Below are 13,987 nucleotides of genomic sequence, written 5' to 3'. Positions count from 1 at the left end.
CCATTATGAAAAGAATAAAAACTATCAGGTTTATAGGAGTACAACTTTTAATCCTAGTCGTATTTCCTTTTATCAATGCCTGCGAAAAGTGGTTGAATGTATTACCGGAAAATGAAACTGAGGCTACTCAGCTATTTTCTAGTGAAAGGGGTTTTCAGGAAGCATTAACAGGTGTGTATACCCTCATGTCGGAGGCCGAATTGTACGGTCGTGAACTCACCTATGGCTTTGCCGATGTCATCGCTCAGCAATATGGTTCGCTACATGAGTCGAGTCCCTATTTCTTTACCCAATATTTTGATTTCAAATCTACAAATAGCCTTCAGCTAAGCGATGCCATATGGCGGAAACAGTATAATGCAATCGCTAACGTAAATGACATTCTTGCCTTTATCGACCAAAACAACAAACTCTTTGCATCAGACATGAGTCACGATCTCATAAAGGGCGAGTCCTTAGCACTGCGCGCATTTCTACATTTTGACCTGCTCCGCCTCTATGCGCCCCATCAGCTAGAAAACAATGAGCAAAAGGCATGGATACCTTATGTAGATCAGTTTAGCAAGAACACCTCAGCATCGCTAACGACAGAAGAATTTATGAAAAGAGTAATCGATGACCTGAATATGGCTTCTGATCTGCTTAAAGAAGACCCTATTCTAACCGGGAAACCTACTACAGACATCTATTTCAAAAACCGCCATTATCACCTCAACTATTATGCAGTAAAAGGCCTGATGGCTCGCGCCTATTTGTATTGGGGCGACAACAAGAAAGCCGACGCGTACAGATGTGCCAAAGAGGTTATCGATGCACAAAACAACAAGGGGTTATTTCCATTTGTCAGCATGCTGGATGCAACCAATACCGATCGCACCAAGCGCGATAGAACATTCTCTACAGAACATCTTTTTAGCCTCAATATCCGCGCATTGCAATCGTTCACAACAGGCTATGTCAGTGCTGTGCAAAATGGATTGGCATTACTCCCACGAGAGACTTTAATGGATATCTATGAAGGCTACCCAGACTATCGTCAAGAATATTTTGAAACGGATGGTACAGTACAGTTTGTTCCTTCCAAATTCTGGCAAGTAGACCCGACTAAAAAGTTTTCGTACAGAATGCCGATGTTGCGTATTTCAGAAATGTACTACATCGCGGCGGAGTCGACCACTAATATCTCAGAAGCTACGATATACCTTAATACGCTCAGGGCTGCCCGAAACATCCCTGTCCTCTTATCGGGACTGGACGAAAGCAGACTGGAAGAGGAACTGTACAAAGAGTACAAGAAAGAGTTTTTCGGTGAAGGACAGCTGTTTTTCTATTATAAGCGGCATAATGCCGTCAATGCAGGTGGCTGGACTATGCCCTTTAGCTATATAATACCAATGCCCGAAGATGAAATCAATTTTGGCGGCAGACCTAGACCGAAGAATTAACCTTATAAACTGACCTATTATGATTACGCATCGATTTTTTTATATAGTGTTTATAGTGCTATTGTCACTATTGTCACTATTGTCTTGTAAAGAGGACGAAATCAAGCTGTTCAATGGCAAACCTGCCCTGTTTGTTGGCGTGAAAATGGAAAATAACAGCGTTATAGAAGAGGACTTGGATTCTGTTAAAAACATCGCCTTCGGCTTTTCTGAGCTACAGGAGATCACGACAAACTTTATGATCCGTTTACAGGGATTACCCACAAACAACGACAGGCCGATCAAAATAAAACTGGGCGGTGATGCTACATTGGGTAAGAACTACATCTTTGACTCCAACATTGTATTACCTGCTGGTGCACATTATGTGCTCTTACCTTGTAAGATATTACGTACGCCAGATTTAATGGACGCACAAAAACACATCACACTGCACCTAGTCACAGACGATACCTTTGACGTGCCAGTCGGCCCTGGTGCTCGCATCAATATCACAGACGGGATACCCACCGAATGGGTAAACAACTCCCTGGCTCAATATGTATTAGGTAGTTGTCGGCCCTTAAAATACCAGTTTTTCTATGATATAATGGGCTATTACGACCTAAACGATGTAGCATACAGCGATTTGAACAATACCGCCAAATACCTCAACAGGAAAATTGAAGACTACAATATTAACCCCGACAAATATGATAGAAAGTATGGAGAGCCACCATTGGATTTTCGGTTTGACCCATTTGACTAATCAGCAGAAATAATGATATAAATATGAAACTAATACAAACACATATCATATATACTTTAACCTGTCTCGTACTGTTCGGCTGTGTTAAAGACCGTGGCAACTACAGCGAGATCGCTGTACCTGATCTAGCCATAAAAAGCTACAGTATCTATGTTAACGATAAAAAGCTAACAGCCGAACAGTCTGCTAACCTTCTACTGAATACCAATGATAACCTCAAAATTGAATTTGAGGAAGATCAGATCAATGGAATCACACCGACATATCAGTGGATGATCTATGAGGTAGATCCTGTATTGAAACCTGGAAGCACACCGGAAGCGGCACAACAAATCGGTACGACAAAAAATCTAGATCAAAAATTCGGCAAAGGACCTGGAAAATATAAGCTATTTCGCAAACTGATAAACAGCAACAATAATGACGCTTATTTTACTGAGTTCAATATTATCGTCGAATCCATCAACGGTCTATTGGTATATCAGGTAGACGGCAACGGAACGGGAGATTACAGCATGCTTCGGACCAGCGAAATGAACTTAGGGCTTCCCGAAGATCGTATGGGTGTGCGTCATGCAATATATTCCAGTATAAATGCAAGCCACCCGATCAAAAATCCCTCTCATTTATGGATACGGCAGACCGGGGATGCAAATTACGATGACCAGATTTTCGCTATTTCGCAACAGGACTGGAACCAGATTAACTACAGGACGCACATATGGGAACACGCTAACAAGGAGTCCGTATTTGCCTTTCCATTGGAGGGTAATTTTAACCCGTTGGGGCACATGATGGGGAGCAACAAACTCGAATATTTGATCCAAAATGGTGAAGTATATAACATAGACTATATGACGGGGCCATCGACGCCCAAATTTATACAGTTGAGTGAAAATGGAATGTTCTACAGCCCTTATATGATGACTATCCCTACCGATATGCAAACATTCCGGATGTATAGTAATATCGTTTTCAACCAGACGTTACAACGATTCGAATATGATAACTTTAATTATCTAATGTCCTTCTTCCCTACCCAAGGCCCGTTGGGAGGTGACGATATCGATATCTCCAATACGATGATGCAATTGCTTTATATGGAAAAGGGCAAGGATTTCTCTATCGGTTCGGTTATGAAGGACAATGATGGAAAAATACATTTTATCCGTTTTGACATCACCGACCCTATGGCATCCATTTGCTCGCACCATATTGACCTGTCTGCGATGAGTAATACCGCGCAGGATAATAGTCTATGGGCCATATCAGAACGTGGTTCATTTGCGTTTTTCGCAACCGGAAACAAGGTATATTTGTTAAACTACGAGCAGCAAACAATTACGCCAATAGTAAACGATATCCCTGGCGATGCGCAAATTTCAGCATTAAAAATCTTAAAGGACTCCAGTAACCCGGCATATGACAATGCAATACTCTATGTAATCTACAACCAGGGGCAGGCCGGAACTTTACAGCAATATGAATTTAACCCACTAAGTGGTCAATTAAAGGGGGCATCCAAGAAAACGTTTACGGGATTCAACAAGATAATAGATTTAATATTTAAAAAATAACCTACTCAAAATGAAAAGAATACTATCACTTCTTCTACTGATATTGCCATTTTATATTTTCGGACAGCTAAAATTCGAAACTATCCGTATCAAGGATGCACTGATCAAAGCCAAAAAAGAAAATAAGGGTGTTTTGATCGATGTTACTTCAGGACGAATAGATGATGCTAACATCAGTAAAGTATTGTCTGAAAAAGCGCTATCAGATAAGCTGTTACAAAACTTTATTCCGATCCGAATCGACATGCTTAATGTGGACAACCAGATCGATTACGCAGAATACATTACGAATCTGTCTTATCCCGTAATGGTATTTCTAAATGCTAATGGTAGCATACTCGGCAACGGGTATTGGGATGAGATGGCTGTAGGTAGACAACAGTTTAGCCAGGTATTGGACAAGGCGATCCAGGAAAACTTGGTCAAGAAGACCAACACGAGATCTATCAAATTCATGAACATGGACTATAATGAAGCCTTAAAGCTCTCAAAACAAACAGGAAAACCGATTTTCATAGACTCCTACTTCATAGGTTGTGGCCCCTGCAAACGTATGGAAGAAGATGTATTTACATTGGATAGAGTTGCAGATTTCTACAATAATAACTTTATCTGTCTGAAACTAGACCGTGCAAATGACCCGTACAAGTTGATTGAAAAATTTAAAGTATTTGGCTTCCCTGGTTTACTTTACATCAACTCTGATGGGAGTTTGAATACGCTTCACCAAGGCTACAGAGACGCAGATCAGTTCATCAGTCTGGGGCAGAAAGCGTTGGACAGTAAAGGGGAAGCAGCAACAGCTGGGCTGTCGGAAACACCAAGCAATATGGTAACGGGCACCAGTAGTAGCAGCACCGCAGGTTCTACCGCCACAGTAGCTATGAGTGGCAGTACGTCGAGCGTTCCGGCGACAGCAAGTACTGCCAGCTTGGGATCTTCTTCAAGCAGTGCTGCGGCCACATCGGGAAGTAGCGACGGTAGCGCTGTACAATTTGAAAAGCTAAGCCTCTCGGATGCGGTCCAGAAAGCTAAAGCTATGAACAAATCCATTTATGTGGATATGAGTGCCACCTGGTGTCAACCCTGCAAGATGATGAAGAAGGATGTATTCCCTGATCCTGCCGTAGTAGAGTATTTAAATAAGCACTTCATCAGCATATATTTTGAATGTGATATTGATAGTGCACTATCCAACGCTTACCGGGACAAATATATTACTACCGCATTCCCAACGCACTTATTGATTGACAAAAATGGGGAGCTCATCCATAAGTTCGTGGGGTACATGAAAGTATCTAGTTTTTTAGAAGAACTTAATAAAGGTGTGTTAGCTACGACAGGCTTAGGTTCATTCCATACCAGATATAAAAATGGTGAGCGCTCGCCTGCATTTATGAACGAATACATTACTATGTTGGCTAATGCCAATGAAGGAGAAAGAGCTTCTGGCCTGGCATCAGAATATTTAGCTACGTTATCCTTAAATGAGCTTGCGGACCGAAAAACATTCTTCTTGATTAATGAATTTGTACGGGATCTGGATTCCGATCTAACAAAAAAGATATTTGCCAATAAGCAGCTTTTTGAAAAAAACGCCGGCCAATCTGCTTTTGACCAATATGTTGGCAAAGTATGGTTGATAAAGGGTTTGTCTTACGTAAAGGAAGATGCTGGTGTTAAAAAACTAGATAAAGATGGTTATGACCAGTTCTTAAAGCGCTTATCCGAAAGTGGTATAGCGCAAATTGAGTACGTAAAGACCACATCTATGATGGAAAATTTGTATCTTACTGCTGACTGGAATAGCTATGTAAATTTTGCAATAGATTACATGCAGAAAGAGAAAGGCAATGCCAGCCCTATGCTAACTTGGAATTGGGGAGCACGCTTGCAAAGCGAATGTCCCGATAAAAACTTAAAGACAAAATACCTTCAGGCACTGGAATTAAATTATGATCTGATTAAGAAATCGGGAAGTGACCAAGCAATCGTTTGGGCCGAGTCCATGAAAGTACTAATGAATGATCTGAAAAAATAAGTGCTATAGAAGTAGGACGACGAGGGAAAAGATACGATGAAAAGTAGTGCTGTAGTTAACAAAGAGCTATTGCTATTCAATAGGCTGTTCGACGAGTATCGAACAGCTCTCGTTTCTTTTGCCCGTAGCTATCTCAAAGACAGCGATCTTGCAGAGGACATCGTGCAAGATGTATTTGTAAAAATCTGGAGTCGTATTTCGGAAATCAATGATAGTAGCGAAACTAAAAACCTAGTGTTTACCGTGACAAAAAATGCCTGTATAAGCTACTTAAGACAGCAGGCAAACAGTATTAAATATCAAAATGCTGTCTTAGCAAAAATCGAACTTTTAGCTTTAGAAAATAGTACCATTGAACAAATAGAACTTAAAGAGCTACAATCTAGGATTGATTCGACCCTAAAAAGCTTACCCCTTGACTATCAGGAGATTTTTTTACTGAATAGAGATGAGGGATTGCGTTATACTGACATTGCGCAACAAAAAAGTATATCCGTCAAAACTGTTGAAAAAAAGATCAGCCTTACCTTAAAAAAATTAAGGAATAGTCTTTCTTGTTTGTTTTGGTTTTAGTTCAGTAGAAGAGATACGTCAATTACAAATCTCCACTAGATCGAGCTCTCTGTTCGTGCCTTTATTAAATTCTCGTTAACATGGAGATTAGCAATACTATCGGCATAGATATTGCCGTTATACTAATATTCATAATTTAGGTTAATAATTGGTTAGTTAAAAATCCCTGAAGCTCCCCGCTTCAGGGATTTTTTTGGTTAAACTATCGCTCCTTCGATAATCTCCAATATTCGTTCATTTTTTATGATCATCATGCCCTGCTTATCATTGGTAATGCCCTCCTGTAGGCGGTAGGTATATCTCGGTACAGCTCCTTCCATAATGGTAGGTAGGTATTTAAACTGTATATTACCACAGGTCTTCTGCAGATCATCACCGACTTCGATAATGTGGGTAGAGATCACATATAGACAATTGGTGTATTGTGCAAATCCCTCAGATACAGCAAGTGTAGCATCATAAGCATCTTTGACATTGGTCCCTTTAAATAACTCATCAAAAAGTACCAATAGATTTTTGCCAGCACTGACCTGTAAAGCGACCTCTTTGACACGGAGCACCTCTGCATAAAAATGGCTATAGCCCATATTAAGATTGTCCGGAACATTTATCGATGAATAGATCCCGTCCAAAACGGAGAAATCGCATCGATCGGCCGCGATTGGGAAACCTAAATGAGCGAGGTACATACTCGTACCTATGGTCTTCATCCAAGTAGACTTGCCCGCCATATTCGCACCGGTAAGAAATAACACGTTTTGATCTCTTGTCAATGAAATGGAATTGGAAACTGCTTTGTCCAGTGCGGGGTGATGCAGATCCACGGCATCAAAACGAGTAGCCGAAGCGGGCCATGCTGTCGCATAGGACATCCCTTTTGATCGGGCTACATCGGATACCGCAATAAATACGTCCAGTTCATACAGTACTTTGAAAAAATAGTTCAACTCTTCTCGCAGTGTACCTCTAAAAAAGAAATGGAGATGATTCAATTTTAGAAACGGTATATGTACATCCTCTTTCGGAGAATCTGATGCTGATAGCAACTGCACTATAGCTGGTCGACTAAGGGTCTGTTTTAATCTACTAAAGTCGGCTGCATAGGGATGCTGTGCAAAATCTCCTAATTTCTTTAAATATAAGGACATCTCCTGAAGTAGCACTAAAGTCGCCTGTACTCCTTTGATGATGTCTAAATATTCCTCAGAACGAACCGCAATATGGACTATGTTCAGTTTTAAAAGATTGACCGTCGATAGTATTTTATTACTTTCGGATCGATCATTAAGGTATTTTTCAGCGCTTTCGATCTTATCTTTGCAGAACGGGAAGTCCAATGGATGCTGCTGAAAAAAAACAAAAATAGCACTACGTCTATTAATAGCGTCAGGATCTGTCAACGGATTATTGAACATCGCATCCAGGAGCTTCTCTCCTCCTGTGGTCTTGACCTGACTGAACAGGTTGTAGATTGAATTGGGTCTGTATTTCCCCGTTAGATTTAAATCATCAAGACTCTGCTTATCGGCTATAAAACTCATACTTTGTCTTTTACGTTTTTCTTGTTCAATATATCTAATATACCTTCGTTGCGGACGATGATCATACCATGACGATCGGCTGTGATCCCTTGTTCTAACCGATAGGTATATACAGGTTGATTACCATCCATTTTTGTAGGTAGGTACACAAAATTAATATTGCTGCAAATACCTCGAAGTGTATCTCCGGCCTCCATAATGTGGGTAGACATCATGAACATACAATTGGGCTTGCTTGCAAAGGCAGATGTCAAGGCGACGGTCGCCTCGTAAGCGTCCTTGACATTGGTACCGCGAAAGAGTTCGTCAATGATAATGAACAGGTTTTTATTCTGCCCAAGCTCTCGGGATACTTTCTTGATCCTTAATACCTCTGCGTAAAAATGGCTCATGCCCTGCCCAAGATTATCAGGAAGATTGATACTGGTATAGATTCCTTCTCTAACGGAGAAGCTCATATTTTTGGCCGGCACCGGAAATCCCATATGCGCTAAGTACATGGCTATCCCCAAAGATTTCATTAATGTAGATTTGCCGGCCATATTGGCTCCGGTGAGGAAGATAATATTGCTCTGTGGGTCGATCCGTAAAGAATTGCGAATAGCGTCTTTTACATAGGGATGATAGACATCCTCCAATATGACCTCACCCTGAGCCACGGGCATAGCATAGGGATGGCAAAAATTGTGCTGCCGTGCAACTTTTGCCACCGAGATATAGGCATCAAACTCATATATCACTGCTAAACAAGTGCGGATCAAGTCCCGCTTTTTAAAACGCAATAAGGAATCGTAAAGGGCAATAGAACGATAAGGCAAGCTCTTACCGGACTTTTCTCTTCGAAAGTTTGCAAAATCTTCATCCTGAAGTAGGCTCCGGAAGGATTCTGATCTTGCCATAAGGAAGGTACGCCCCTGTTCCTCGGCTGCCGCTACAGAAAAAAGGTCTGTAACAAAATGCTCCAGATCTGCAAAGAACTGACGGACTGCCATGATACCATCTTCTACACGTTTGACATGTGGATCGGTGGCAATCAGTTCTTTTAATTTTCCAGAAACCGTAGATTCTCTCTCGGATAACCTCGAACGCTCATCTGTATTTTCTAGATACTGATCAATGATATCAAATAGTCCTTTCTTAAAAGGTAGGGTTATTCTATGGTCTGCACAGTATGCTATAATAATACTACGTTCATTAATGGCCTCATGATCGGCCAAGGGATACCGGAACATATCGGAGAGTCTATCTGCCCCTCCTCGAGTTTCAGTCTGATTAAATAGACTAAAGATAGAATTTGAGCCTGACTTGCCGAATATCGACAAGTCATTAAGGGTCTGCTGATCGGTCGTAAAGTACATAGCCAATTTATTTACGTTTACGTCTCACGAGTAGTATAGTCCCAGCCAAGAGCAATATAGAAGGCACCAAGAATAACATCAAGCGCTTCGTCGACTTGATATCATCGCTATTCATGTGCAATATATTGTCTGTCGGACTGGAGAAAGTGGGTTGAATTGGAAATTGTCCATAACTGAACCAGCCCAAAAATCCCTGAAAGAATTTGCTATTCCCAGTTTGAGGGAATTTTCTTGCCAGCTCCACATTACTTAAGAAATCGGCATCGCCAGTGACCAGAATACGCTGCTCTCTCGTACCAACCTGTCTCGTCAGATAGATTGCTGTAGGCAAAGATCTTTTAACATCTCCTCCTTCAGGATTATATACAATATCTGCTGAATCTAAAACAACTTTACCAGTCTTATTCCAAGTTACGTTTTCATCCGTCTGCAATAAGGTCTGAACCTTAAAGTTACCATCTGTTTGGTATGTCAACCCTGCTACACCAGGTGTATTGATAGGTGATTTAGTACGGTGTAGGCCCGCAATCTTGGTACCAAACGCGTCGCCCGAATACGAAACGTAGGAACTCACCGCATCAGGCGAAAAATTGGTATCTCCCTGTACAATAGTCCCATCCATTAGCTGTACACCCAAGTGTTTCAAAATAGGATTTAGGACAGACTGCTTGCCGGGTTCGCCTGCCAGGAGTAAATTGCCCCCTTCTTTGATATACCGTTCTATCTTTGCTAACACAACAGGACTAAACTCGGTTCTGGGATCGGCAATGACTAGTGCGGTCAGCCCTTCTGGAATATCTTGATCGCTCAACGATAGGGTAAGCACATCAAAGCCTTGATTGACCAGTGCTGCTCGGGTATTAACTTCGCTGGTTGCAAATTTATAATGCTTATCGCCAGGTTTATCGATACTACGTTCGTCCTCTCCCTGCAAAAAAGCAATCTGTGGCACAGGCTCGGTTAGACGCTTTACTGCGGCTACCACTTCGACCTCGGAAGGCCAAACATTCAAATCATCAAAAACACGTAGAAAGGTTTTCTTTCCCTTGTACTCGAGCTCCATAACCAGTCTGTTCTTCTCCGGCCTCAGATTAATCATTTGCCTAATCTCTTCGGGCTTCTTGAACCATGACAGATCCAACTGAAAAGCTTTAGCCTGTTTTTTTGCTATCTCATCGAGTGTCTTGCCTGCATTCTCCTTATATAGCGCGTCATTCTGGACGCTATCGTAATAGTTTACAAAATTAAGCTTAATATCTGATTTGAACCGAACATAAGGCTCCCATCGGCCAATATCATTCTTTCGGTACTCGGGCCTTGCAAACCAAAAAGTCTGATCCAGCAAATTGGCATAGGTGGTCACCGTTAAAGGACCATCGACCAACCCCTTTAGCTCTTTCTGGGCCAATGAACTTATTGTGCTTGACTGCGTACGGGTAGTATCCCAATACCCGACAAAACCAGGCATCGAACTGATATAGCCGATCACTACGGTACATACGACGACTAAGCTGTACCGAACAGCAGATTTGGCCCAGGTAGAAGAATCACGGCCACCTCTTAGTTTCAAAAAAGTAAAAGCTAGGAACATAGCAGTAATCAAGATATAGTAAATGACCTCTTTGGTCGTAACCAAACCCATGATCATCGATTCTGTACGTCCTGAAATAGACAGATAGCCCGTCACCTCTCGCAGCAGATCATACTCCTGCCATACGGTACCTACAAACTTCAATAACGCAAAAACCGCAAAAGTAGCAATCGCAGCCACGACTTGATACTGGCTCAAGGAAGACATAAAAAGCCCGATAGCTGCATAAGCACTCAATAACAGATAAATCCCGAGCAGCCCACTGAAGACCAACCCATAGTCCATAGCCTCTATATGAGAAGAGGCAAAGATTATCGTAATGAAGAGTACAAGTATCAAACATAGATTGAAAAACAACATCGATACATACTTTCCCAGAACAATAGAGGACAGTTTGACAGGAGAAGAATAGAGTAATTTGATAGTACCGGAATGGGTCTCTCTACTGATCAAACCCATCGTAATCAATGGGATATAAAGGTACAGATACCGTAAGACACCTGTTATAAAAAGTCCGCCACGTGGGCTGGCAAAAAACTCAAAGGTGAGATTACTGAGGCTATTACCGAGTTCCTGATGGGTCGATAAGGATGTGAGCTGATCTAGATAGGACATACTGACCTGAATGTAGAACAGTATCAGTAAAAACCACGCAATCGGCGAATAAAATAAGGCACTAAGCTCGACGCGAGCTATTCTAAGGATCGTTTTCAAAATATTATTTGGCTTTTTTATAATTGGATAGTTGTGCAAACACTTCGTCTAATGAACTCTTGTCCATATAGATCTCTCTCAGACACCAATCATGCTTTACGCTAGACTTGATGATGCGATCGGTAACATCACGGTCACCGTCAAAATGAATCCTGATGCTCCGTTCGGTCAAAAAGTCGACCTGCATAACGCCTTCTATTTTCAGTAGCTCTTCTTTGGCAGGAGGGCGGTCTATCTCGACCCTCAGAATGTGCCCTGCCATGCTATTAAAAGCGTCCATGGTATCTGCGAAAACAAGTCTCCCCTGATCGATCATACGAATATCTTTGCACAGCTGCTGTACCTCGGATAGGATATGGGACGAAAAAATCACAGCACGGTCTTCGGCAATTTCTTTAATCAATGACCTAACTTCAATAATCTGATTGGGATCCAAACCATTGGTCGGTTCGTCCAAGACCACGAGTAGTGGTTTATGAATAATAGCTTGTGCTATACCTACACGCTGTTGGTACCCTCCGGAAAGGTTCTTGATCAATCGACTGCTAAAATGGCTAAGACCACAACGTTCTTTGGCCTCTTCTACTGCTGCACGTACCTGCGAGCTGGCTATCTGTCTTAAATACGCACAATGAAAGAGGTATTCATCTACGGTCAAATCCTTGTACAATGGGGCTTGCTGCGGTAAAAAACCTATTTCTTTTTTCGCCTGCTCTGGTTGCCTTTTTAAGTCAATACCGTTAATAATGACGTCACCTTTTGTTTGATTGAGCACCCCACACATGATATTCATGGTCGTGGATTTGCCGGCTCCATTGGAGCCAAGCAAACCTAGAATACCTGTTTTATTGATTTCAAAACTTATGTCCTGGATCGCCCAGGAATTATTGTATTTATGCGAAAGTCCTTCTACGGAAATAATAGTCGCCATATATTGTATATCTTATTTATTCTTATTTATTCTTTTTGGATTAGCAGATTGAAGGATACCTTATTCGTATCCTGGATTCTGCTCCAGAGCACCATTAGCGGTCAACTCGGACAACGCGACCGGATACAACGCATCGTCTGCTGTCCAACGTGTAGGCTTCAAAGGTCCAAGAACTGCATCGGCAGTACCTGTACGTTTCAAATCGAACCAACGGCTCCCCTGTTCGCAAAAGAACTCTACGCGTCGCTCTTGCATTATTACCTTCAAAAACTCATCTTCAGTGGTAGGATGTACTGCGCTCAAACCAGCACGTGAACGTATGGCTTCGATATAAGGTAAGGCTTCATCCTGTCTTTTCTGCATCACAAGGGCTTCGGCCAATATCAAATACTGCTCCGGTAATCGAAAAAGGATATAATCCTCGCGCGGAGAGTTATTGGCATCAATGTTTTTATACTTAAAAGGATAATGGTAGATATTTGCTTTAATGGTATCTACTTTTATCCAACTCGCCTTCCTTTTATCATCTGCTTCGAATGCACTCAACAAAGTAGGGGTTAAATAATACGACGGAATAACTCCTTTGCTAAAGGGAACAAAAGTTGAAGCTTCTGAAGTCTGTCCAGAACTAGTGCCTGCTGTCGGCAATTGCCAGATAGCCTCTGTGCTAGCGCTTAAGAAGACTTTGCTAAGATCCATCTGTAGGCTATACGTTTTGGCATTGATGACTTCTCTGGCCATTGCCTCGGCTGCTGTCCAGTTTTTCTGGTACAGGTATACCCTCGCCATCAAGGCTGTAGCGACATATAAGTTCGGTCTAGCCCGACCTGCAGAGGGATAAGTCTCTTTCAGAATCTTGCGGGCATCGGTAAGATCGCCTATAATCTGTGTATAAATCTCATCTACGTTTGCTCTGGGCTGCTTGGCACTAATGGAATAATCGGTCGTGGTGACTAAAGGTACTCCCCCGTATAGATTGACCAAGTTAAAATAATAAAGAGCCCGCGCTACTTTGACTTCGGCTATCAGTCGCTCTTTGAGCCCTTCATTCAGTCCCTTACTTTCTGTAATCCCCTTGATACAGGCATTGATACGATAGATACCTTCATAGCCTGTACGCCATAAGGTGGAAACAAGAAAATTATTGGGACGAAGGGAGTTTTCTTCAAACTGTTTGACATCTATTCCCGTGGAACTCGCTAAAAGCTCATCGGAAGAAAGTGCCGGGTACAAACTAATGAGTGCACCATTTATCGAAGAGGATCCGCCTCCATAGTATCCAAAATTGGCGTATACTCCAGCCAAAGCTGTAATCGCCGAGGTACTATCGGTAAAAACAATTTCCGTAGGAATCTTATCTATCGAAGGAGGTAATTCTATCCATTCTCTACAGGAAAAGCAGGTCAAACATCCCAAAAAGACCCCGCCATAGAATTTGAAGCTTTTATATAAAAAAGTATTTTTCATG

At 41.8% G+C, this 13,987-nt stretch carries 10 protein-coding genes; 5 read left to right on the top strand and 5 right to left on the bottom strand.

Features of this window, described 5'->3' with window-relative positions:
• Positions 1 to 5: 5 nt before the first annotated feature.
• The 5 genes from CLV99_RS09085 to CLV99_RS09065 are packed head-to-tail and all read left to right on the top strand — an operon-like array spanning position 6 to position 6,384.
• The gene (locus CLV99_RS09085; protein ID WP_133584197.1) at positions 6 to 1,445 is read left to right on the top strand and encodes a RagB/SusD family nutrient uptake outer membrane protein; all 1,440 of its coding nucleotides are present in this window, start codon (positions 6 to 8) and stop codon (positions 1,443 to 1,445) included.
• Between the two features lie 19 nt (positions 1,446 to 1,464).
• The gene (locus CLV99_RS09080; RefSeq protein ID WP_133584196.1) at positions 1,465 to 2,193 is read left to right on the top strand and encodes a DUF4843 domain-containing protein; all 729 of its coding nucleotides are present in this window, start codon (positions 1,465 to 1,467) and stop codon (positions 2,191 to 2,193) included.
• A gap of 23 nt (positions 2,194 to 2,216) precedes the next feature.
• Positions 2,217 to 3,770 (top strand): hypothetical protein, encoded by a 1,554-nt coding sequence (locus tag CLV99_RS09075; RefSeq protein WP_133584195.1) that lies wholly within the window; start codon positions 2,217 to 2,219, stop codon positions 3,768 to 3,770.
• A 10-nt stretch (positions 3,771 to 3,780) separates the two neighbouring features.
• Positions 3,781 to 5,811, top strand: coding sequence for a thioredoxin family protein (locus CLV99_RS09070; protein WP_133584194.1), 2,031 nt, complete (start codon positions 3,781 to 3,783; stop codon positions 5,809 to 5,811).
• A gap of 36 nt (positions 5,812 to 5,847) precedes the next feature.
• Positions 5,848 to 6,384 carry an RNA polymerase sigma-70 factor gene (locus CLV99_RS09065; RefSeq protein ID WP_133584193.1) on the top strand — a complete coding sequence of 179 codons (537 nt, stop codon included), beginning with the start codon at positions 5,848 to 5,850 and terminating at the stop codon, positions 6,382 to 6,384.
• A 197-nt stretch (positions 6,385 to 6,581) separates the two neighbouring features.
• On the opposite strand, the gene CLV99_RS09060 is transcribed toward CLV99_RS09065, so the two are convergent.
• From CLV99_RS09060 to CLV99_RS09040, 5 genes are read right to left on the bottom strand one after another with little or no spacing between them, the layout of a single operon-like run.
• Complete coding sequence (locus CLV99_RS09060; RefSeq protein ID WP_133584192.1) at positions 6,582 to 7,925, bottom strand: MutS-related protein; 1,344 nt, start codon at positions 7,923 to 7,925, stop codon at positions 6,582 to 6,584.
• On the bottom strand, positions 7,922 to 9,283 hold the full coding sequence (locus CLV99_RS09055) for a MutS-related protein (RefSeq protein WP_133584191.1): 1,362 nt from the start codon (positions 9,281 to 9,283) through the stop codon (positions 7,922 to 7,924). Before CLV99_RS09055 ends, CLV99_RS09060 begins: the two co-directional genes overlap by 4 nt.
• 7 nt (positions 9,284 to 9,290) lie before the next feature.
• Complete coding sequence (locus tag CLV99_RS09050) at positions 9,291 to 11,588, bottom strand: Gldg family protein (RefSeq protein WP_162850080.1); 2,298 nt, start codon at positions 11,586 to 11,588, stop codon at positions 9,291 to 9,293.
• 4 nt (positions 11,589 to 11,592) lie between these two features.
• A complete protein-coding gene (locus CLV99_RS09045; protein WP_133584189.1) occupies positions 11,593 to 12,519 on the bottom strand; it encodes an ABC transporter ATP-binding protein in 927 nt (308 codons plus the stop codon).
• Positions 12,520 to 12,579: 60 nt separating this feature from the next.
• Positions 12,580 to 13,986: a RagB/SusD family nutrient uptake outer membrane protein gene (locus tag CLV99_RS09040; protein ID WP_133584188.1), complete on the bottom strand. Its 1,407-nt coding sequence runs from the start codon at positions 13,984 to 13,986 to the stop codon at positions 12,580 to 12,582.
• Between the last annotated feature and the right edge of the window lies 1 nt (position 13,987).

The organism is Sphingobacterium yanglingense (assembly GCF_004363245.1).
GTDB lineage: Bacteria > Bacteroidota > Bacteroidia > Sphingobacteriales > Sphingobacteriaceae > Sphingobacterium > Sphingobacterium yanglingense.
The sequence above is the reverse complement of the archived record's forward strand: the minus strand, read 5'-3'. Positions and strand labels throughout refer to the sequence as shown.